The organism is Kocuria sp. ChxB, from assembly GCF_044359605.1.
In the GTDB taxonomy this organism is placed as follows: Bacteria; Actinomycetota; Actinomycetes; order Actinomycetales; family Micrococcaceae; genus Kocuria; species Kocuria rhizophila.
The window spans coordinates 915,107-935,515 of record NZ_CP121123.1; the positions used below are offsets into that span (position 1 = coordinate 915,107).

Annotated in this window: 18 protein-coding genes; 7 read left to right on the plus strand and 11 right to left on the minus strand. The window is 68.3% G+C overall.

Annotation, left to right across the window (positions count from 1 at the left end):
- Positions 1 to 121: 121 nt before the first annotated feature.
- The 6 genes from P8S73_RS03970 to ychF all read right to left on the minus strand — a co-directional run bounded on the left by P8S73_RS03970 (position 122) and on the right by ychF (position 8,389).
- On the minus strand, positions 122 to 967 hold the full coding sequence (locus P8S73_RS03970) for a nucleotidyltransferase (RefSeq protein ID WP_290147453.1): 846 nt from the start codon (positions 965 to 967) through the stop codon (positions 122 to 124).
- The gene (locus P8S73_RS03975) at positions 964 to 1,470 is read right to left on the minus strand and encodes an SLATT domain-containing protein (protein WP_290147461.1); all 507 of its coding nucleotides are present in this window, start codon (positions 1,468 to 1,470) and stop codon (positions 964 to 966) included. Before P8S73_RS03975 ends, P8S73_RS03970 begins: the two co-directional genes overlap by 4 nt.
- Before the next feature lie 66 nt (positions 1,471 to 1,536).
- Positions 1,537 to 4,119 carry a DEAD/DEAH box helicase gene (locus P8S73_RS03980; RefSeq protein WP_290147451.1) on the minus strand — a complete coding sequence of 861 codons (2,583 nt, stop codon included), beginning with the start codon at positions 4,117 to 4,119 and terminating at the stop codon, positions 1,537 to 1,539.
- Complete coding sequence (locus tag P8S73_RS03985; protein WP_290147449.1) at positions 4,120 to 6,255, minus strand: site-specific DNA-methyltransferase; 2,136 nt, start codon at positions 6,253 to 6,255, stop codon at positions 4,120 to 4,122.
- A 125-nt stretch (positions 6,256 to 6,380) separates the two neighbouring features.
- Positions 6,381 to 7,130, minus strand: coding sequence for a hypothetical protein (locus P8S73_RS03990; RefSeq protein WP_396350522.1), 750 nt, complete (start codon positions 7,128 to 7,130; stop codon positions 6,381 to 6,383).
- Positions 7,131 to 7,285: 155 nt separating this feature from the next.
- A complete protein-coding gene (gene ychF, locus P8S73_RS03995; protein ID WP_290147446.1) occupies positions 7,286 to 8,389 on the minus strand; it encodes a redox-regulated ATPase YchF in 1,104 nt (367 codons plus the stop codon).
- 136 nt (positions 8,390 to 8,525) lie between these two features.
- Between ychF and P8S73_RS04000 the strand changes: the two genes are divergently transcribed.
- From P8S73_RS04000 to P8S73_RS04020, 5 genes are all read left to right on the plus strand, one after another.
- Positions 8,526 to 9,452, plus strand: a complete 927-nt coding sequence (locus tag P8S73_RS04000) for an ABC transporter ATP-binding protein (protein WP_396350523.1) — start codon at positions 8,526 to 8,528, stop codon at positions 9,450 to 9,452.
- 108 nt (positions 9,453 to 9,560) lie between these two features.
- Complete coding sequence (locus tag P8S73_RS04005; protein WP_121241168.1) at positions 9,561 to 10,322, plus strand: ABC transporter permease; 762 nt, start codon at positions 9,561 to 9,563, stop codon at positions 10,320 to 10,322.
- A complete protein-coding gene (locus P8S73_RS04010; protein ID WP_121241170.1) occupies positions 10,319 to 11,659 on the plus strand; it encodes a sensor histidine kinase in 1,341 nt (446 codons plus the stop codon). Before P8S73_RS04005 ends, P8S73_RS04010 begins: the two co-directional genes overlap by 4 nt.
- A complete protein-coding gene (locus P8S73_RS04015) occupies positions 11,656 to 12,267 on the plus strand; it encodes a response regulator transcription factor (protein ID WP_121241172.1) in 612 nt (203 codons plus the stop codon). The genes P8S73_RS04010 and P8S73_RS04015 overlap by 4 nt, the downstream gene beginning before the upstream one ends.
- A 70-nt stretch (positions 12,268 to 12,337) precedes the next feature.
- Positions 12,338 to 13,540: a DNA recombination protein RmuC gene (locus P8S73_RS04020; RefSeq protein WP_257744376.1), complete on the plus strand. Its 1,203-nt coding sequence runs from the start codon at positions 12,338 to 12,340 to the stop codon at positions 13,538 to 13,540.
- A 163-nt stretch (positions 13,541 to 13,703) separates the two neighbouring features.
- On the opposite strand, the gene P8S73_RS04025 is transcribed toward P8S73_RS04020, so the two are convergent.
- Positions 13,704 to 14,783: a 4-hydroxy-3-methylbut-2-enyl diphosphate reductase gene (locus P8S73_RS04025; protein ID WP_019309567.1), complete on the minus strand. Its 1,080-nt coding sequence runs from the start codon at positions 14,781 to 14,783 to the stop codon at positions 13,704 to 13,706.
- Positions 14,767 to 15,693: a hypothetical protein gene (locus tag P8S73_RS04030; RefSeq protein WP_019309568.1), complete on the minus strand. Its 927-nt coding sequence runs from the start codon at positions 15,691 to 15,693 to the stop codon at positions 14,767 to 14,769. The genes P8S73_RS04025 and P8S73_RS04030 overlap by 17 nt, the downstream gene beginning before the upstream one ends.
- A gap of 58 nt (positions 15,694 to 15,751) precedes the next feature.
- Here P8S73_RS04030 and xseA point away from each other — a divergent pair, with 58 nt between their 5' ends.
- Positions 15,752 to 17,071, plus strand: a complete 1,320-nt coding sequence (gene xseA, locus P8S73_RS04035) for an exodeoxyribonuclease VII large subunit (protein WP_019309569.1) — start codon at positions 15,752 to 15,754, stop codon at positions 17,069 to 17,071.
- A 102-nt stretch (positions 17,072 to 17,173) separates the two neighbouring features.
- Positions 17,174 to 17,464 carry an exodeoxyribonuclease VII small subunit gene (locus tag P8S73_RS04040; RefSeq protein ID WP_019309570.1) on the plus strand — a complete coding sequence of 97 codons (291 nt, stop codon included), beginning with the start codon at positions 17,174 to 17,176 and terminating at the stop codon, positions 17,462 to 17,464.
- Between the two features lie 13 nt (positions 17,465 to 17,477).
- On the opposite strand, the gene P8S73_RS04045 is transcribed toward P8S73_RS04040, so the two are convergent.
- The 3 genes from P8S73_RS04045 to P8S73_RS04055 form a co-directional block, all read right to left on the minus strand.
- The gene (locus P8S73_RS04045) at positions 17,478 to 18,695 is read right to left on the minus strand and encodes a pyridoxal phosphate-dependent aminotransferase (RefSeq protein ID WP_019309571.1); all 1,218 of its coding nucleotides are present in this window, start codon (positions 18,693 to 18,695) and stop codon (positions 17,478 to 17,480) included.
- A gap of 110 nt (positions 18,696 to 18,805) precedes the next feature.
- Complete coding sequence (locus tag P8S73_RS04050) at positions 18,806 to 19,858, minus strand: glycine betaine ABC transporter substrate-binding protein (protein WP_121241176.1); 1,053 nt, start codon at positions 19,856 to 19,858, stop codon at positions 18,806 to 18,808.
- Positions 19,855 to 20,373 carry an NUDIX hydrolase gene (locus tag P8S73_RS04055; protein ID WP_019309573.1) on the minus strand — a complete coding sequence of 173 codons (519 nt, stop codon included), beginning with the start codon at positions 20,371 to 20,373 and terminating at the stop codon, positions 19,855 to 19,857. Before P8S73_RS04055 ends, P8S73_RS04050 begins: the two co-directional genes overlap by 4 nt.
- Positions 20,374 to 20,409: the final 36 nt, after the last annotated feature.

Below are 20,409 nucleotides of genomic sequence, written 5' to 3' on the forward strand. Positions count from 1 at the left end.
AGCCGCGCTTCGAGAGTTGCTGGAACACCTTGCTCCACCGCCCTTCTAAGGCCCTTGGCAACGCGTGGCGAGATGACAGCGCAGCGCCATTTTCCGCCAATGCAATGCCTGCGTGACACGATCACGCTTCGCAGTTGAACAGGGTGAGCAGATGACGGATGGCGGTGGAATGGTCGTCGGCCTCCGCGGCTTCGCGCGCGAGCCGCGCCAGGCGCGCGGCCTCTTCGACCGCGTACTTCGCGGTGATCGACTCTGCGAGGTTGCTCGTGCCTGTCGTGATCCGCCGCCCGTAGTTGGTCGGATCGTTCATCTCCCGGAGTCCGTTGTTGGCGAGACTCTTGAAGATGTCGCGAAGGTCCCAGTCGTAGATGATCGGCTTGTTGCCGAGCGCATACTGCGCAGTGCGCATCTCAAGATAGAACGACGAGAGCGGGACGTTGTTCCAGGACTTCCAGGTCTTCACGAGACGGATGAGCCCCTTGGCGCGACCGTCAGTCTCCTTCTGCGCCCGATCTACGTACTCCAGGTGGACTGCCGGGTTGCTGCGTATCCATCCGGTGCTGTCAGGATCGGGAATGTCGTAATCGTCGGTGTCCTGGTAGTAGGCGGGCGTGATCTCCACATCGGGGCCGTCATCGAAGTAGCGCAGGCGCACGGCTGGACGGTCGATTGAGACGAACGCGCCCTGTATGCCGCGCGACAGCGATGCGCGCAGGTCTTCGAGGGCCGTAGAGGAGCCAGAGGGACGACTGTCGCGCATCGAGACGAAGTAGTCCACGTCGCTGAACCTGTCGAGCGCAGTCCCGTGATGCCATGAGCCTGTCTCGCGCATGCGGATGATGCCCAGGTCGGACGTGAGCCAGTCCTCGATCTCCTTGCGGTGCTTCGCAGCCGCAGTGCGCGCTGCCTCGTCTGGAGTCATCGTGCGGATCAGCGACTCCAACGTGGAGAGTGCTGTCGCACTCACGAGGCATCAACCTCGAACTGCTGCCCACCGTCCCGCTCGATGTTCCGCTTGGCCCTATTGTAGGCAAAGCGAGGAATCGGGTCTGACGTGTGATCGAGATCGGAAGCACGTCCGGCAAGTCCGTCGAGCGCTTCCCGAAGAACACCGACCTCATCGTTGGGAACCTGCACATGCAGCACACGCCGTGCGTCGTTCCGCAATGTCGTGTAGTCGTTGCCCCGAGCCACGGCCCGCTCAGCAAGTTTGTCGGGACGGCTGCTCGTCAGTACCGCGGCAGCAATGGCCGCGACCACCGCCAGGATTCCTGACGCGACCTGAGCATCGGCAGCGAACGTCAGCACCGCAGCCAGCGTGCTCAGCGCCGCGGTAAGGACACCGAGCGTCCAATGGAGCGCCCTCCACGCTTTGGCCGCCTCGAACTGGCCCTGCGCCGAGAAGACCGCGCTCTCGTGAACGCGAGCCACCTCCGCTTGGATGGCCGCCCGCTGCGACTCTCCCATCATCACTGCCTCCCTGCGCGGCGAATACCGGCCCGCACGCTGGGAACGGGCGCGGGTTGGGTGAGCAGGTCAGTAGTCACTGGCCAAATCCGACTCGTACAGGGCTTTGGCGCTCTGGGCATCGCGGATCGCCTCCCGCACGCGAGGCTTGGTGATGTCGAGGACGCGCAGCACGCCACCCGTCTCAGCCACGGACTCGACGCGGCGGAAGTCGTTCGCAAACCGCTCCGCGAAGTCGGCCAGTCCTCGCAGTTTTGGCAGGGCGTCGGAGAGGTGGTGGCCGTGTGGGTCTACGAGGTCCACGGCGACGCTGCCGTCGTGGTTGGTGCCGAAGAAGATGAAGTCCGGGCGCAGCGCCTTCCAGTCGCCCACCTCGTCCTTGTAGGCCACGGCGAGGGATTCCTTCGCCGTGCGGTCGGGGTTGCGGTACCAGCCCTGGAAGCCGGGCTGCGCGGCTTCGGAGTCGAGGACCTTGCGCTCCCACTCGTTCAAGGTAATCGGGACAGTCCCGTCCGCGGATGCGAGCAGGTGCATTTCACGGGTGGGCAGGTCCTCCTCGGAGCCGTCCGGGTGGCGCACCTTAGTATCGGCCTGGCCGTTCTTCGGCGTAGCTAGGCTGATCGGTTCTGGCGTCGTGGACATCGACTCCAGACCGTCGTACTCGGCCTGGCGCTCGTCACTCAACCCCTTCCGAGCCACGCGGGTCTGCGTGAGCCAGTCACGGGCCAGCGCATCTGCCTCGGCCTCGACCGCCTGCGCGATCTCGGGCACACGCCCGAGCGAGGCGACGGTGATGTGCGCTTCGAGGAGTTCGTCCTCGTCACCGTCTGGCCCGACCAGGTGATCGACGTAGGAAGCGCACAACGCCGGGCTCAACACACGGGTGGCAGTTCGGTAGTAGTCTTCGATGGCGCGGGGGTCAGCGCTGACGGAGAACGCGCGGTGGGAGAACCCGCCGCCGATCCGGCCTCGGACCTCTTCGCCTTCCATCGTGAGCACATCCTCGCGTGCCTTCGCGATCTTCTCCTTGTACTGCACCGCGCGCCCGTCGAGCGCGGCGTGGAGGTGCTTGTGCGCCTGTTCCACGGCCTCGTTCACAAGGTGGTCCTTCGACATCGCCGTCGCCAGTGCGGTGAGTCTACGGATGGGCTTGACGTTCTTCTTCGGGATCGTCACCGAGGTGATGACCGCGAACCGATCCCACACGGCCTGAGCGATCGCCGGGTTCGGGTGCAGCGGGATCGGGTCGAACAGCACCCGGCGCCCGAGGCCACCGCCGCCGTCCTCTCCCTCGTCGGCGTCCTTGCTCGTCGCGCCCTTCATCAGCAGTTCCGCGACTCCCGTCGCGGTCTTGCGATCGAAGAGCGGCAGCAGGCAGTCCACCGAGTTGAGCAGCTCGTTGCCGGGGATGCGCCTGGCGAGCGGTGTGCGCATCATCCGTCCGAGCAGCTGCGTGATGTGGGTGCGGTCCTTGGCTGGCCGGAAGGACACGAGCACCTCGGCGCGTGGGCAATCCCAGCCGGTCGAGATCGCGCTCTTGGCCAGCAGCACACGTACGTGCGTGGCGTCCTGGACCCGCTGCGGTTCGATGTACGGCACGACCTGCTGTCCGATGGTCAGGTCCGTGTGCTCTCCGAAGACGTTCGCCACGGCGTCGAAAGGCAGCTCCGGCCACGCCTCGTAGATCGTGTCCAGCGTGCGGGTGAGCGTCTCCTGCGAGGGCTTGTCCCCGACCTGGACCACCAGCAGTGGGCGAACGGCTTTGGACTCGCCCTGCTCGCGTGCATAGTCCTGCCACGCGCTCTCGGAGGCCTTGATCTTCTCGACGGCTTTGGTCAGGAGCACGGTCTCGAACGCGCCGTCCTCGGCAGGGATCGACAGGGCGATGTCGTCCTTCAGGAGTCCCGAGGCCTGGACTAGCGCGGAGTCCACCTGCACCGACGGGAGGGCGTCACGGCCCTTGGCGTCCTTCATCGCGCTCTCGAACCGCTCAACCGTGGCGGAGATGCCGAAGACGACCGGCATTGCAGGCACGCTGCCCTGGCCGTTGATGAGTCGCTGCACGATGGTGGACCGTTCGCGTGCGCGCGTCCCCATGCCGCGGTGCGCCTCGTCCAGCACGAGGTAGAGGGTCAGGTCCTCGTTGGCGATGGTGTTTGTGATCGTGTCGTAGATGGACGACTGGACCTCGTCGGGACGGCGCTCCAGACCGGGCAGCGTCTCGTCACCGTTGACATCCGGCGCGCCCTTGACCAGGCGGGAGTTCTTGCTCAACTTCTGTGTGTTGAGGAAGTAGACGTTGCCGGGACGGAACGAGGGCTCGGAGAACGTCGTCGGAACCACGCGCAGGCGGTGGTCCAACTCGCTTGCCGCGGCCTGGATGCGAGCACGCGACTGCTCGTTCAGCGCCGGGTCGTCAGAGAACCACAGCACGACCGCGCCAGGATCAGGTGCCACGTCAAACTCATCGCTGCCGAAGAACAGCGCCTCGATCACCGCAGCCGCCATCACGGTCTTGCCCGCACCCGTTGTCGCTGCGAGGGAGAACTGCGACTTCGCGCCGTAGCGGTGGTAAGAATCGCGGGCGCGGTCCAGGTTTCGCAGCACGTCACGCACGGCGTCGGCCTGGTAGTCCTTCAGCGTGTATCGCATCTACAGGCTCCGCCCGGAGTTGATCTCGAAGTTCTGGAGGTAGGACTCGTACAGCCGCACCGGGACGACCTTGCCGGGCAGTTCGCGGCACACTATCTGGAAGGCGCTGTCGTCATCCGTGGCGACGTACGCGATCTCGATGCCTTCCCGAGCACTCGCCGCGGCCACGAACTCATCCGCCTGGTCCAGGTTCTCCAGCACGCCATAGGACTCGGACACGTCCCAGCCGTCCTCGCCCAGGTCGTAGATGATCCGACCGCGTGAGCCCGCACGCAGCCACAGCATCGGAGCCACGCGCTCAAACGCCCGGTTATGCCGTACCGACAACGGTGCCTCATACGTGAGCGTGAAGAAGGCCGCGTTCTCCACGAAACCCTCCGACATGGGGAACTCGTCGTTGAACCTGTACTCGCCGTTGATTGGCGCATCTTCCGGCGTCTTACCACTGATCGCCGCCGTGAGTCGGGGCTTCGTGATGTGGTCGCAGATGCCCAACGCCTCCCAGTCCGCATCACCAGGGCGCAAGCCTTGCCTACGGAGTCTCGTCTGTTCGTCAGCCGAGACCTCGTTGTTGGTGACCGAGATGCACTGACGACGCCCGCCATCCTCCCGGTTCAGGCGGATCACCGCGTGGGCCGTGGTACCCGAGCCCGAGAAGAAGTCCAGTACCTTCGCTCCAGGCTTCTCGGCCACGAAGAATCGCAGGGCGTCCTCGACCGCGTACAAGGACTTCGGGAAGGGAAACCTGCGGCCTGGCAATAGGTTGGCAAGGAGTCGCGTACCGCTGTTGCCCGCGTCGTGGCTGGTGATACGCCAGAGGTCGGTTGGTACGAATCGCGGACGGTAGTCGGAGGAGTCGGTCACCACCGAGCCATCTGGGCGATGCCCGAGTACCGGGAAGGTGCCATCGAGCACCTTCTTGGCTTCGCCCTGCTTGAGGTAGTAGACCGTCGTGCTCTCCCCGCGCCAACCACCAAGGCGAGCATGTCCGGCCTCGACCAGACCTCGCAGGACAGCGGGACCGACACGCCAGCGGCCTTCGGTTCCGTCCTTACGGATAGGCCACACTGCAACACAACCGTCCGGGACTGGAACATCGCCGCGCTCCGTACCGATGACGGCGTCCCCCACTCCCTCGAAAACGGGCCCCTCGGCGGTGTCCCGCACGAAGATCGGGTAGAACTGGTTGGGGCTGTCCGCCCGCGAGGAGTCCGCACCGCTACGGATGAGACGGCTCCAGTAGATGTCCTGCTTGTTCTTCGTGCGGACCGGATTCCACTCATCTTCAAGCGGAAGTGCAACTGGGCGACTCTCTCCGAACTGGACGAAGTAGAGATACTCAGCCGAGCGGGCGAAGGTACCTTTCCGGGTTGCTCCAGCGGCGTTGATGGAACTTGTCACCATAGTGACCCGCGCTTCCGGGAACGTCTGCTCCAGCAGCAGGCCCAACCGCAGGTACTCCTTCTCGTCAATCGTGACGATGAGTACCGAGTCATCGGGCTTCAGCAACTCGCGAGCGATCTTCAGGCGCCGCTCAATGAAGGCAAGCCACTTCGAGTGCCGGTAGTCGTCGTCTGACTCCACGTAGTCGTTGTTGTACTTCCAGTCCTTGGCGCCAGTGTTGTACGGCGGATCGATGTAGATGGCGTCGATGGAGTGCCGGTGGGTGTACGTCAGCATCTCCAGCGCGTGGTAATTCTCCGCGTTGATGACCGTGTGGAACGGCTTGTCGCCGCCTGGCTCGACCCTGCCCGTCTCCACCAGGCCGGGGTAGATGCGATCCCGGAACTCCGCGACGACCACCACGTCGTCTGCGGGCACAGAGCAAGCCTCGGGCTCCTCGGCGTCCAGCTCCGCGAGATGGGCCAGGCGCTGCCCGTCGACCCGTTCGATCCGCGTGACGCGCCACAGCCGCTGGTCGCCGGTCTTCGTCTCCCCACGAGGCGGAAGCACGCGCACCTTGTCGCCGCGTCGCACTGGCCTGCCGGGCAGCTCGACGGCCTCGGGCTGATGCTGCTCGAAGACGAGGCCGAAGGTGCGACGCTTAGTGAGCGCGGCGATCTCTGCTTCCAGATCAGCACCGAGTTGCGGATCGGCCTTGCGCGCCTGCCGAAGCAGTTCCGTCAGTCTCGACAATGGTGTGCCTTCCTCGCCCGCACTGATGACCTCGCGTGTCTACTTCTTACCACCAGAGGTTAATCCGCTACGGAACTCCACCACGTAGCCGACCCACCGTAAGCCTCGGTCAAGATTATTGCCCATCATTTCTCCCAATGGTTTCCGAACACAGACCGGGCTACTTGAAGATTAGCCCGGAGAGATTCGAGAACTTCATCCCGCGAGGCGATTACCGCGTCCGATCGCGTCTCAAACCACAGGGCCAGAAGCAAGTAATACGAAGCTAGGAACGCGAAGAACGGGTGAGTGTACGTTCGTAAACTCGCGTCGCTACTGACAAACGGTGAGAAGGATGACCCATGAAAACGCTCATTGCGCGCCGTGTATAGAACCAGCAGCACCAAGAATCGAGCTCGAGACGTTTCGTCCAGTTGAAAGGTCGGGTTTGGACCTATCTTGAGCACTTCCCCCCTTAGCGCACGACGCAAAAGCAAAGCGCCCTTCCGGCGAGCTTCCGGTGGGTCGATCCCATAAGTAATCTTCATGAAGTCCAGGAGTTCAAGAATTGCTGGCGTTGCCCGTTCTCTCACTCGATTCACGAGACCGAACTGGGCTTCCCCATCTAAAAATTCGACAATGAGCCGCTTGTACGCGTACTCACAAGTCTGAACTGGAACGCCAGCACATATCTCGGCGACTATGAGCGGATCCACTTTAAGTGCCGCAGATTCTAAACGACCAGTAACATGCCCGCCATGAAGTTGACTCGTCTCAAGTTCGAGGGCTTTCCAGGTTGAGTCGAACGCCTGGTCGACCCGGCCTGGGAGGGAATCGAATGCGTCAAGCAGGTAACTCAGTTCACGATGAAACTCGACGCCTTCAAGATTGTTCACGGCGACTGGCTTGAAGAACGAATCGGAATTCGCCTCGACTCGCTCCAAGAACGCCTTCTCAATGGGTAGCAGCGACCGAGGCTCAAGCACCCCCACTTCGGCCCATCGCGCGATCGCCCGAAGTCGTTGTTCGCGTTCGAAGGTCCGGTCAGATGTCACTTCCTGCCCCCAGATGTTAATCCGCTACGGAACTCCACCACATCCCCATCCTGCATCACATACTCCTTGCCCTCCATGCGCACCTTGCCCGCGGCCTTCGCGTCGGCCATGGACCCGGCGGCCATGAGGTCGTCGTAGGAGACGATCTCCGCCTTGATGAAGCCCCGCTCGAAGTCCGAGTGGATCACTCCGGCGGCCTTGGGTGCGGTGTCGCCCTGGTTGATGGTCCACGCGCGGGCCTCCTTGGGGCCGGCGGTGAGGTAGGTCTGCAGGCCCAGGGTGGAGAAGCCCACGCGGGCCAGCTTGTCCAGGCCGGACTCGTCCTGGCCCTCCATCTCCAGCATCTCGCGGGCCTCCTCCTCGGAGAGCTCCACGAGGTCAGCCTCGAGCTTCGCGTCCAGGAACACGCACTGCGCGGGCGCCACCAGCGCCTCCAGCTCAGCCTGACGCTCGGGTGAGGACAGCACGCCCTCGTCCGCGTTGAACACGTAGATGAACGGCTTGGCGGTGAGCAGGTTCAGCTCACGCAGGTTGTCGGTGTCGAGCTTCTCGGGCCCGGCGGCCTCGAAGATCGTGCGCCCCTCCGCCAGCACCTTCTCCGCGGCTTGGTAGGCGGCCAACTGCTCGGGCGAGCCCTTCTTGATCTTGACCTGCTTCTCCAGCTTGGGGATCGCGTTCTCCAGCGTCTGCAGGTCCGCGAGGATCAGCTCCGTGTTGATGGTTTCGCGGTCCGAGGCCGGGTCGATCTTGCCGTCCACGTGGATCACGTCCGGATCGTCGAACACGCGGATCACCTGGGCGATCGCGTGCGCCTCACGAATGTTGGCCAGGAACTGGTTGCCCAGCCCCTCCCCCTCGGACGCGCCCTTCACGATGCCCGCGATGTCCACGAAGGACACCGTGGCCGGCACGATCTTCTGCGAGTCGAACAGCTCCGCGAGCTTGTCCAGCCGCTCGTCCGGCAGGTTCACCACGCCCACGTTCGGCTCGATGGTCGCGAACGGATAGTTCGCGGCGAGCACCGTGTTGCGCGTGAGCGCGTTGAACAGGGTTGATTTTCCGACGTTCGGCAGACCGACGATTCCAATAGTAAGAGCCACGGTCCGCCATCTTACCGGGGCCGCCCGACGACGCCGCCACGCGACTCCGCGGCCCACCCCACCCCTGACACATGTCACGCCCCACTCGTGACAATCAGCAGTTCAGCGGCGACCCGCCGCACGGGAATCTGGACCCATGAACACCACACACCCACCGCAGCCCCACTCCCCCGCCATCCAGGTGCAGGACGCCGTCAAGACCTTCCGCACCCGCTCCGAGACGGTCCGCGCCGTGCAGGGTGTCTCGCTGGAGATCCCGCGCGGCGGCGTCGTCGCCCTGCTGGGGCCGAACGGCGCCGGGAAGACGACCCTGCTGGACATGGTGCTCGGCATGAGCGAGCCCACCTCCGGGGCGGTGAGCGTGTGCGGCGAGCGCCCGCGCGCGGCCGTGGCCCACGGGAAGGTGGGCGCGGTGCAGCAGGTGGGTGGGCTGCTCGCGGACCTGAGCGTGCGCGAGACCGTGACCATGATCGCGTCCCTCTACCCGGACCCACTGCCCGTGGACGAGGCGCTGGAACGGGCGGGTGCGGCGTCGTTCGCGCGCCGGAAGGTGGCCAAGTGCTCGGGTGGGCAGCAGCAGCGCGTCCGCTTTGCCCTGGCCCTGCTCCCGCGCCCCGAGCTGCTCGTGCTGGACGAGCCGACCGCGGGCATGGATGTGCAGTCCCGCACCGAGTTCTGGGACGCGATGCGCGCCGAGACCGAGCGCGGGCTCACGGTCGTGTTCGCCACGCACTACCTCCAGGAGGCGGAGGACGTCGCCGAGCGGATCGTCCTGATGGACGCCGGACGCGTCACGTTCGACGGCTCCGTGGACGAGCTGCGCTCCACGTCCCGGCACCACACCGTCTCCTTCGTGTGGCCGACCGGCGAACCGCTGCCCGAGTTCGCAGGCGCCACCGTCTCGCGCCGCTCGGAGTCCCGCGTGCACCTGCGCACGGAGGACGCCGACGCCCTCGCCCGCGAGCTGCTGACCCGCACCCCCGCGAGCGCCCTGGAGATCTCCCGCGGCGGCCTCGACGAGGCGTTCGCCGCGCTGGTCCGGCACGACGACGCCGCCGCGTGAGCCCGCGCGCGGCGCACCGTGGGCGGGGAGGAACCAACGCCACACTGCCCCGCCCGCGCGCCCGCAGCTCACACCCCTGAACCGCATCCCGACCCCGAGGAGACCATCATGTCCCTGACCTACACCGCCCACGACGTCCTGCGGAACGTCCGCGCGATCCCCAACCTGGTGTTCGTGGCCCTGCTGCCCGCCGTGCTGTTCATCCTGTTCGGCGCGGCGCAGGGCTGGTCCGACGCCCGCCTGCCCGGGGGCAACGTCTCCGCGTACGTGATGGTGTCGATGGCCGTCTACGGGGCCGTCACCGCCACCACCGCCATCTCCGCCGGCGCGGCCGTGGAACGGCTGCAGGGCTGGGGCCGGCAGCTCGCGCTGACCCCCATGGGCACGGGCGGCTACGCGGCCACCAAGGTGGCGGTGGCCCTGCTGATCGCCGTGCTGCCCGTGGTCATCGTGTTCCTGGTGGGGGCGTTCACCAACGCCTCTATGGATGGTCTCTGGCGCTGGGCGCTGGCCGCCGTGCTGTGCGTGGTGGTCTCGGTGGTCTTCGCGTTCTACGGGCTTGCCGCGGGCCTGATCTTCCGCTCGGACACCGCCGTGGGGGCCGCCTCCGGCGCGCTGGTGGTGTTCGCGTTCTTCGGCAACGTGTTCATGCCGCTCTCCGGCGGGATGCTGGCCGTCGCCCGCTTCACCCCCATGTATGGAATCGTGGGGATCGCCCGCTATCCCGTGACCGAAGGTGAGGTGGCCACCATGGGCGGTGCCCCGCAGACCGACAGCCTGCTGTGGCTCGTGGTCAACGCCGTGGCCTGGGCCGCCGTGTTCGGGATCATCGCGCTGCTGGCCGCCCGGCCCTCCACGGCCCGCCGATGAGCACCCCCACGAGGACCGCCCCGCGCCCACGCACCGAGGAGCCCGAGCACGACTGGTCCGACCTGCTGTTCGCCACCGTCTGGCTCGTGTTCCTCGTGATCCCCGCCGCGGCACTGCTGCAGAGCGACGAGCCGGTCTGGGCCACCGCCCTGGGACTGCTCGGACTGGTGCTCTTCGCCGGGCTCTACACGCTCTCCTGGATCCGGCACATCCTGGTCCCGCGCCTGAGCGTGCTGGGCAACGCCGTGCTGTGGTGCGTGGTCCTTCTCGTGCCGCTGGCCTTTCTGCTCCCAGCCTCCCCGTGGGGCATGACCTACATGGCGCCGTTCTTCGTGGCCGTGTGCGCGTTCCGGCTGCCCCTGCGCCAGGGGATCCTGGCCTCGCTCCTGATCGAGGTGGCAGCCCTGGTGCCGCTGCTCCTGCTGCTCCCCCGGGAGCAGTGGTTCTGGCCGCTGTTCGGCCTGGTCCCGTCCGGGCTGATCATCCTGCTCTCCCGCTTTGCCGTGGAGCGCTCCGAGACCCACGAACGCCTGGCCCGCGAGCTCGAGGTCTCCCGGCAGCGCGAGGCAGTGGGCCGGGACGTCCACGACATCCTGGGCCACTCCCTCACGGTCATCACCGTCAAGACCCAGCTCGCCCAGCGGCTCGTGGAGACGGACCCGCAGCGCGCCGTCGCCGAGCTCGACGACGTCCTGGCACTGTCCCGCGAAGCCCTCACGGACGTGCGCTCCACGGTCGGCAAGCTGCGGGACCTGGACCTGGGCGTCGAGCTCGTCCAGGCACGCGCGGCCCTGCGCGCCGCCGGGATCACCCCGCACCTGCCGTCCTCGGTCCCGCCCCTGGACGCCGCCACACGCTCGGCCTTCGCGTGGATCCTGCGGGAGGCCGTGACCAACGTGGTCCGCCACTCGGGCGCCGCGCACTGCCGCGTCACGGTCACCAGTTCGTCGCTGCGCATCGCGGACGACGGCGCACGGGCCGCGGGTGCCTCCACTCACCACTCAGCCCGGACCGGGACCGGCGCTCGTCCGGATGACGCGGCGCCCTCGACCAGCTGTCCGCGCACCGACGACGCTGCGGCGGATGCACCCACCCAGGACAAGGTGGCGCACGTCGGCCTGGACACGGAGCGGCCGGTGCGTGCCGGGGACCGCGGTGAGGCGCCGTCGTCGTGCTCCGGAACCGAGGAGAGCACCGGGGCCGGTGCCGCCGAGCCGGCGCTGCGAGAGGGCAACGGCATCCGCGGCATGAAGGAGCGGGCACGAGCGGCAGGATGTGACGTGACGGTCGCGCGGGATCCCCGGGGCGGCACGATCGTGGAGGTGAGGCGGGCATGACCGAGATCCGAGTGCTGATCGCGGACGACCAGGCCCTCGTGCGCGCCGGGCTGGCCGCCCTGCTGGACCTGGAACCGGACATCACCGTGGTGGCCCAGGCAGCGGACGGCGCCGAGGCGGTCGCTCTTGCCGGGAACCTCCCCGTGGACGTGGCCCTGCTGGACATCGAGATGCCGGGGCTCACGGGCCTGGAGGCCACCGAGCGGATCGTCGCCGCTGGGCGTGAGACGCGCTGCCTGATGGTCACCACGTTCGACCGTCCCGGCTACCTGCGGCGCGCGTTCGACGCCGGGGCGTCCGGTTTCGTGGTCAAAGACACCCCCGCTACGGAGCTCGCGGAGGCCATCCGGAAGGTGCACGCCGGGCTGCGGGTGGTTGACCCGGCCCTGGCCGAGAAGTCCCTGCTGGCGGGGCCCAATCCCCTGACCCCGCGGGAGCAGGACGTGCTGCGCGAGGCGTCCCACGGGGCCTCGGCGGGACAGATCGGGCGGGCCCTGCACCTCACCGCGGGCACGGTGCGCAACCACCTGTCCTCCGCGATCGGCAAGACCGGAACCGCCAACCGGACCGAGGCGGCGGCCGTCGCCGCGCGCAACGGGTGGCTGTAGCCTTCCGGACCCGTTGATGAGCTCCACCGGGACGCTTATGCGTGTCGGACGGAATTGTCATGGTGAGCGCATGGATGCTTCGGTGATGGCTCAGGTGTGGTGGTTGTGGGCGCTGTTCGCCCTCGTGGTGGGCATGGTGCTGGGGTACGTGCTGGCCCACCAGAAGTCGACGGCGCTGGAGACCGAGCTGGAGGAGGCACAGGGGCAGCGGCTCGCCGCCCTGCAGGACGCCGCCTCCGCCCGGGCGGCCGCCGAGCAGCTCGAGCAGCGTGTGGAGTCCCTCGAAGCGCGGGCCGTGCAGGACCAGGACGTCATGCGCGCGCTGGCACCGCTGAACGACCAGCTCTCCTCCGTGGGCCGGCACGTGAACCAGCTGGAGCGGGACCGTGCGCAGCAGTTCGGGGCCGTGGCCCAGGCCCTGGAGGCGGCCCGCACCACGGACCAGCAGCTGTTGCACGCCACCACCTCCCTGGAGGGCTCCCTGCGCTCCACCACGGCGCGCGGTGCCTGGGGTGAGATGCAGCTGCGCCGCGTGGTGGAGGCCGCCGGCATGACCCGCCACGTGGACTTCACGGAGCAGACGGTGCGCTCCACGGAGTCCGGCACCCAGCGCCCGGACATGGTGATCAACCTGCCCGGGGCGCAGACCGTGGTGGTGGATGCGAAGGCCCCCATGTCCTCCTACCTGGACGCCCAGGCCGTCCCCGCGGACGGCTCCCCCGAGAACGAGCAGCGCCGCGCCCAGCTGCTCGCCGCACACGCCAAGGCCCTGCGGGCGCACGTGAACACCCTGGGCACCAAGAAGTACTGGTCCGCGGAGGAGAACTCCCCCGAGCTGGTGATGTGCTTCGTGCCGGTCGAGTCCGCCCTGGCCGCCGCGCTGGATGCGGATGCCTCCCTGCTGGATCACGCGGCGCGTGCGAACGTGGCCCTGGTGTCCCCGGTGTCCCTGCTCGCCTCGCTCAAGGCCGTGGCGTTCAGCTGGCGTCAGGCCACCCTCACGGACAACGCACGAGAGCTGTACCGGCTGTCCCGGGAGCTCTACGACCGCATGGGCGCCGTGGGCAAGCACCTCTCCGACATGGGCGGTTCACTGCGGCGCTCGGTGGACGGCTACAACAAGCTGGTGGGTTCCCTCGAGTCCCGGGTCCTGCCCTCGGCGCGGAGGATTGCCGAGCTGGACCCCACGGCCACCGACTCCGAGGCGCTGGAGACGAGAACCGTGGAGTCCGTGCCGCGACCAGTCACGGCCACGGAGTTCGTGAACGACTGACCGCTGCCCAGGGCAAGGGCCTGGCACGGCGGCCCAGGGCAAGGTCCTGACGCCAGGGCTCGGGGGGACGAGGCGGTGCCAGGACTCAGCGAGAGGACCCGGAGCGCAGGCTCAGCGCGAGGGCCTGGATCCAGCGCTCAGCACGAGGTCTTGGCGTCAGGTCTCAGCGCGAGGGCTTGGTGCCGCGGCCACCCAGGCCGCGGGTGGTGTCCCCGTCCTTCGCGAGCTTGGCGCGCAGCTCCTTGGGCAGTGAGAACAGAATGTCCTCCTGGGCGGTCACCACTTCTTCGACCTCCCCGTAGCCGTACTCCGCGAGCAGGTCCAGGACCTGCTGCACGAGCACCTCGGGGACGGAGGCTCCGGAGGTCAGCCCCACGGTGGCCACGCCCTCGAACCAGGACTCGTCCACCTGGTTGGCGAAGTCCACACGCTCTGCGCGCCGGGCCCCGTACTCCAGGGCCACTTCCTTGAGGCGCACCGAGTTGGAGGAGTTCGCCGAACCGACGACCAGCACCAGGTCCGCCTGCGGGGCGATCTCCTTGATCGCAGCCTGGCGGTTGGAGGTGGCGTAGCAGATGTCGTCGCTGGGCGGGTCGATCATGTTGGGGAACTTGGCGCGCAGCCGGTTCACCGTCTCCATGGTCTCGTCCACGCTCAGGGTGGTCTGGGAGAGCCACACGACCTTGTCGGGGTCGTGCACCTCCAGGGTGTCCACGTCCTCCGGGGAGTTCACGATCTGGATGTGCTCGGGGGCCTCCCCGAACGTGCCCTCGACCTCTTCGTGGCCCACGTGGCCGATCAGCAGGATCTCGTAGTCGTTCTTGGCGAAGCGCACGGCCTCGCGGTGCACCTTGGTGACCAGGGGGCAGGTGGCGTCGATGGTGTTGAGGTTGCGGTCCTGCGCGGACTGCACCACGGCCGGGGACACCCCGTGGGCGGAGAACACCACGAGCGATCCCTCCGGGACCTCGTCGGTCTCCTCCACGAACACGGCTCCGCGTTCCTCCAGCGTCTGCACCACGTGCTTGTTGTGCACGATCTCCTTGCGCACGTACACCGGGGCGCCGTAGTGCTCCAGGGCCTTCTCCACGGCGATCACGGCCCGGTCCACGCCCGCGCAGTAGCCGCGCGGCGCTGCCAGGAGCACCTTGCGCCCGGTGACCGGAGCGGCGTCGGCAATCTCCTGGGGAGTGCGACGCACCCGGGGGACGGTGGGCATGGAGAGGTCAACCACGGTGGACATGACCACTATCGTAAGTGACCGTACGGACACGCACCACGGCGCCGATCACACCCGCCAGCGCCACGACCCCCGCCCAGATCATGCCGGTGACGCCGCGTTGCGTGAAGGACTCCTGCAGCAGCGAGACGATCTGCTCGGTCACGAGGTGCGCCACCGGGTCCACGGTGGCGGCGCCCACCACCGCGCGTCCGCCCGCGAGCGCCAGGGCGAGCACGATCCCCGTGCACACCACCCCCGCGACTCCCACTCCCGCGAGCGCGAGCCAGCGGCGCGGGGACACCACCACGGCGGCGATCCCGGCCGCGCCCGCGAGCCACGGCAGGACGTAGCGCCACTGGGCCAGCTGAACGAGGGCGTCCACCACCGCTCCCGTGTGCACGCCCGGGACGGTCACCGTGAAGTTCTGCTCGTCGATGCCCGGGGAGAAGCCCACGGCGTCCTCCACCTGGCGGTTCACGGCCTCCCCGAGCGCGCTGACGTCCACCACGAGCTCGTCCGGCGCGTGCCCGGCGGAGGGGGTCAGGGGGATGTTCGCGTCGTGGGTGTCGTTGAGCACCGCGAGCCACGCGCCCTCCTGCTCGGGCGCGGTCAGCCAGGACTGGGCGGAGTCCACCACCGTCTCGCGGATGGACTCGATCGTCCGGTCCACGGCGTCGATGCCGGTGGCTTTGTCCTCCAGGGCGCTGAAAGTAGCCCGGTCCAGCAGGGTGCGGACCAGCTCGTCCTGGAAGCTCGTCTCCGTGATCACGGACGCGGCGGTGTCCTGGAACCCGGAGGGCGAGAGCAGGTGGTCCTGCAGCCAGGACACCCCCAGCCACAGGGCGAAGCCTGCGCCGGCCAGCAGGGCCAGCGCAGCGGCGGCCACGCTGCGGAAGGCATCGGAGGGGTGGGGGAACGGCGAGGAGCTCACCGCTCCACTCTAGGGAGCAGCGGCTGTGCGTGTCCCCGACGGGTGATACTTATGTCCCATGGACACCTCGTCGTCTCCCAGCGCCGCGTTCCCCCCGGACGCCGAGCGCTCCGCCGCGCCGGCGGGTGCTCCGGCCGAGCTCCCCCGGCTGGCACGGGACACCACCCCCGAGAACCCCTGGCCGCTGAGCAAGCTCTCCCACTCCCTGCACGGCTGGGTCCAGAAGGCCCCGGACGCGTGGGTCGAGGGCCAGGTGATCGAGGTCAACGAGCGCGCCCGGGTCTGCTACGTGACCCTGCGGGACCTCCAGGAGGAGGTCTCGGTGAACGTGACCCTGTTCAAGAACGAGATGGCCCGGCTGGAGCGTCCCCTGGAACGGGGCTCGCGCGTGGTCGTGAGCCTCAAGGCGGACTTCTACGTCAAGACCGGGCGGCTCTCCATGCTGGGCCGAGACATCCGCCCCGTGGGCCTCGGCGACCTCCTGGAGCGCCTGGAGAGGCTGCGCCGGTCCCTCGCGGACGAGGGACTGTTCGACCAGACCCACAAGAAGCCCCTGCCGGTGCTCCCCCACCGCGTGGGGCTGATCACCGGGCGCAACTCGGACGCGGAGAAGGACGTGGTGCGCAACGCCACCAACCGGTGGCCGGGTGTGCATTTCGAGATCCGCGAGGTCCCCGTCCAGGGCTCGGGCTCGGCACGCGCCGTCATCGGGGCCCTCCAGGAGCTCGACGCCCTGGACGAGGTGGACGTCATCGTGATCGCCCGCGGTGGCGGTGCCTTCGAGGACCTGCTCTCGTTCAGTGACGAATCCCTGCTGCGGGCGGTCTTCGCGGCCCGGACGCCGGTGGTCAGTGCGATCGGCCACGAGAACGACCAGCCCCTGCTGGACCACGTGGCCGACGTTCGGGCCTCGACCCCCACGGACGCGGGCAAGCGCATCGTGCCGGACGTCCAGGACGAACGGCTGCGCCTCGGCCAGGCCCGCGCCGCACTGGACCGCGCCGTGGGTTCGATGCTCGACCGCGAGCAGCACGGCCTGGACACCGTGCGCTCACGTCCCGTGCTCGCACAGCCGGAGGGCATGATCCTGGTGCGCGAGGAGGACGTGGACCGGCTGCGCTCCCGCGCCTGGTCTGCCGCGAACTCCCTGGCCCTGCGGGCCCAGGACTCCGTGGTCCAGCTGCGCGCCCGGGTCCGTGCCCTGTCCCCGCAGCAGACCCTGGACCGCGGCTACGCCGTGGTGCAGACCGCGGACGGCTCCGTGCTCACGGACGCCGCCCGCGCGGAGACGGGCCAGTCCCTCACCGTGCGGCTGGCCGCCGGAGAGCTGGGCGTGGACGTCACCGCCGCCAGTACCCGTCAGCCGGGCGAGCGCTGAGGCGTTCGCCCGTCCCACCAGCGACCGGACAGGGCATCCGACCCGGGTCGCACAGCACCCGCACACCACGCATCACCAGGCACCACCACCGGAAGGAACACCGTGGCACAGCAGAACCAGAGCACCGACTCCCAGCAGAGCCCCCAGCAGGGCGCGCCGGACCTCTCCGACGTGGACCAGCTCGGCTACGAGCAGGCCCGCGAGCAGCTCGTGCAGATCGTCTCCCAGCTCGAGACGGGCGGCGCCTCCCTCGAGGAGTCCCTGCGGCTGTGGGAGCGCGGCGAGGCCCTGGCCACCCGTTGCGAGCAGTGGCTCGACGGCGCCCGGGAACGGCTCGACGCCGCCCGCGCCCGGCGGGAGAGCCGGGACCAGGCGGCGTCGGACGCCGAGTAGGAGCGGGACTGGCCTATTGCTGGTAGGTCGAGAGGAACTCGCCCAGGCGGTCCAGGGCGGTGTCCAGCATGTCCACCGCGGGCAGGGTGACCAGCCGGAAGTGGTCCGGCTTGCCCCAGTTGAACGCGGTGCCGTGGCTGAGCAGGATCTTCTGCTCCTTGAGCAGGTCCAGGGCGAAGCGCTCGTCGTCCACGATCCCGAACTTCTCCACGTCCAGCTTGGGGAACAGGTAGAGCGCGCCGCGGGCCTGCTCGCACGTGACGCCGTCGATCTCGTTGAGCTTGCGGTGGGCGATGTCCCGCTGCGCCTTGAGCCGGCCGCCGGGGAGGATGAGGTCGTTGATCGACTGGTAGCCGCCCAGGGCGGTCTGGATGGCGTGCTGCGCCGGAACGTTCGCGCACATGCGCATGTTGGCGAGCAGCTTGATGCCCTCCAGGTAGGACTCCGCACGCCAGTTGGGCCCGGTGATCGCGAGCCACCCGGAGCGGTAGCCCGCCACGCGGTAGGCCTTGGAGAGCCCGGAGAACGTCAGGCACAGCACGTCCTCACCGGTGAGGCTCGCGGTGTTGATCATCTCGGCGTCGTCGTACGTGATCTTCTCGTAGATCTCGTCCGAGAACAGGATGAGGTCGTGCTCCTTGGCCAGGTCCACGATCTTCTGCAGGGTCTCCTTGGAGTACACCGCCCCCGTGGGGTTGTTGGGGTTGATGACCACGATGCCCTTGGTGCGCTCCGTGATCTTTGAGGCCATGTCCTCGAGGTCAGGGTTCCACCCGTTCTCCTCGTCGCACTCGTAGTGCACGGGGGTGCCGCCGGACAGCGCCACGGACGCGGTCCACAGCGGGTAGTCCGGGGAGGGGATGAGCAGCTCGTCACCAGGGTTGCACAGTGCCTGCAGGGCCATGGTGATCAGCTCGGAGACGCCGTTGCCCAGGTAGACGTCGTCGGTGTCCAGGTTCATGATCCCGCGCGTCTGGTAGTACTGCACCACCGCGGTGCGGGCTGAGTAGATGCCCCGGGAGTCCGAGTAGCCCTGCGCGTTGGGCAGGTTCTTGATCATGTCCACCAGGATGGCGTCCGGTGCCTCGAAGCCGAAGGGTGCGGGGTTGCCGATGTTCAGGCGCAGGATGCGCTGACCCGCCGCCTCCATCTTCTCCGCCTGCTCCAGCACGGGGCCGCGGATGTCGTAGAGGACGTTCTTCAGTTTGTCGGACTGCTTCACCTTTGCCATGGGGCCAGACTACTCGCGGGTCCCCTGCGGTTCAGCGGTGCGACGCACCTGTCCGGGGTCCCCGGGTCGGTCCGCAGCACGCGCGGTGCCCCGCGGAACGCACAGCGGGATCAGCGGGGCTGCTCCCGGAGGTAGGTGGCCGCCTTCTCGGGGCTCATGGCCGGATCCTCACCGCCGGTGAGCCGGGTGATGGTGGTGAGGTCCTCGGTGGTGAGCTCCGCGGTCACGGCATTGACGCTGGACACTGCCTGGTCGCTCAGCTTCTCCGATCCCACCACCACGGCGTGCTCCGGGCGGAAGAGCCGGTTGGGGTCCTCCAGGGCCACGAGCCCGTCGTCCTGAATCACCGGTTCCGAGGACCGCAGCACGGCGGCCTGCACCTGATCGGTGAGCAGCGCGTTCACGAGCTCGTCGGTGGTCTTGTACTCGGGCGCGGCCTTGGGGTCGCAGTCGTAGTACGCCTTCAGGCCGGGCTCCCCCTGGGCGCTGTCCGCATAGTCGGTGGGCATCCCCACGGCGAGCTTGCCGCACTGCTTGCCCGCGCCGTCCAGGCTCTTGAGGTCGTACTGCGCGTCCGTGGCGGCGGTGACCACCACCTGGTCCGTGCGCTGGGCGCCGGAGGAGTCCAGCACCTCCAGACCGCTGGGCATCACGTCCGGCAGGGCCCGGTAGACGTCGTCCCCGGACGGCCCGGTCTCCCCCGTGATCCCCAGCAGCTGCCCGAGGGAGTCCAGGAGCCCGCGCGGGGCGTCGGTGTCCGCGGATGCGCTGGGCGCCGGTGTGGGGCTCGCGCCGGTCGCCTGCGAGGCCGGCACTTCGTGCTGCCGCGCGTAGACGTAGAGGTCGCCCGTGAAGTCCGGGACCATGGTGGCCCGCCCGTCCTGCAGCGCGTCGAAGATCTCCTCGCGGGTGGATCCCACGTCCACCACGGTGGCGGGCACACCGTCCGCGCTGAGCCGCTGCTGGTACAGGTGCGCGAGCACGCGGGTCTGGGTGTCCACGCCCGCGGCGATCTTCACGGTCTCGGGCCCGGTGGACGACGCCGCCGCGCTGGGTTCCCCGCCGTCGGCCCCGTTCTGCCCGTCCCCCGCGGAGCAGCCGCTCAGCAGCAGGGCACCCGTGGCGAGCACGGCCACGGCCCGGAGCCGCCCGGGGTGGGTCACCGGTCCCCGCCGGGCTCGGTGGAGACGTCCTGCTCGGCCACGTTCTCCGGCGGTGTGGCCGCCGCGTCCACCACGTCGCTGAGCCCCGCGAGGCGAAGCCCCTGGTCCACGAGGTCCAGCCGCTTGATCGAGCCGAGCTGCGAGAACGGGACCCAGGCGGCGTCGTCCGAGGAACCGTCCTGCTCCACCGCGAGATCACCGCCGGTGATGTGCGCGGTGTAGAGCACGCGGCACGCGTGGTTGCCGCGCGTGGTGGGGTCCAGGCGCTGCTCCGCGCTCATCCAGTAGCTGTGCACGCCCACGAGTCCGTCCGAGGCCACGTGGAACCCGGTCTCCTCGAAGACCTCCCGCACCATGGTCTCCTCGGGCTGCTCCCCCGGTTCCATGCCGCCGCCGGGAAGCGTCCACGCGCCCTCGAAATCGGGGTGGCGGGGGTTCCAGTGCGTGAGCAGGAGGTGCTCGTCGCGGGTGATCAGGGCGTAGGCGCCCACGCGGGAATCGAACGGCTGGCTCATGGCGGCCAGTCTAGTGGCGGACCCCCATAATGGGCG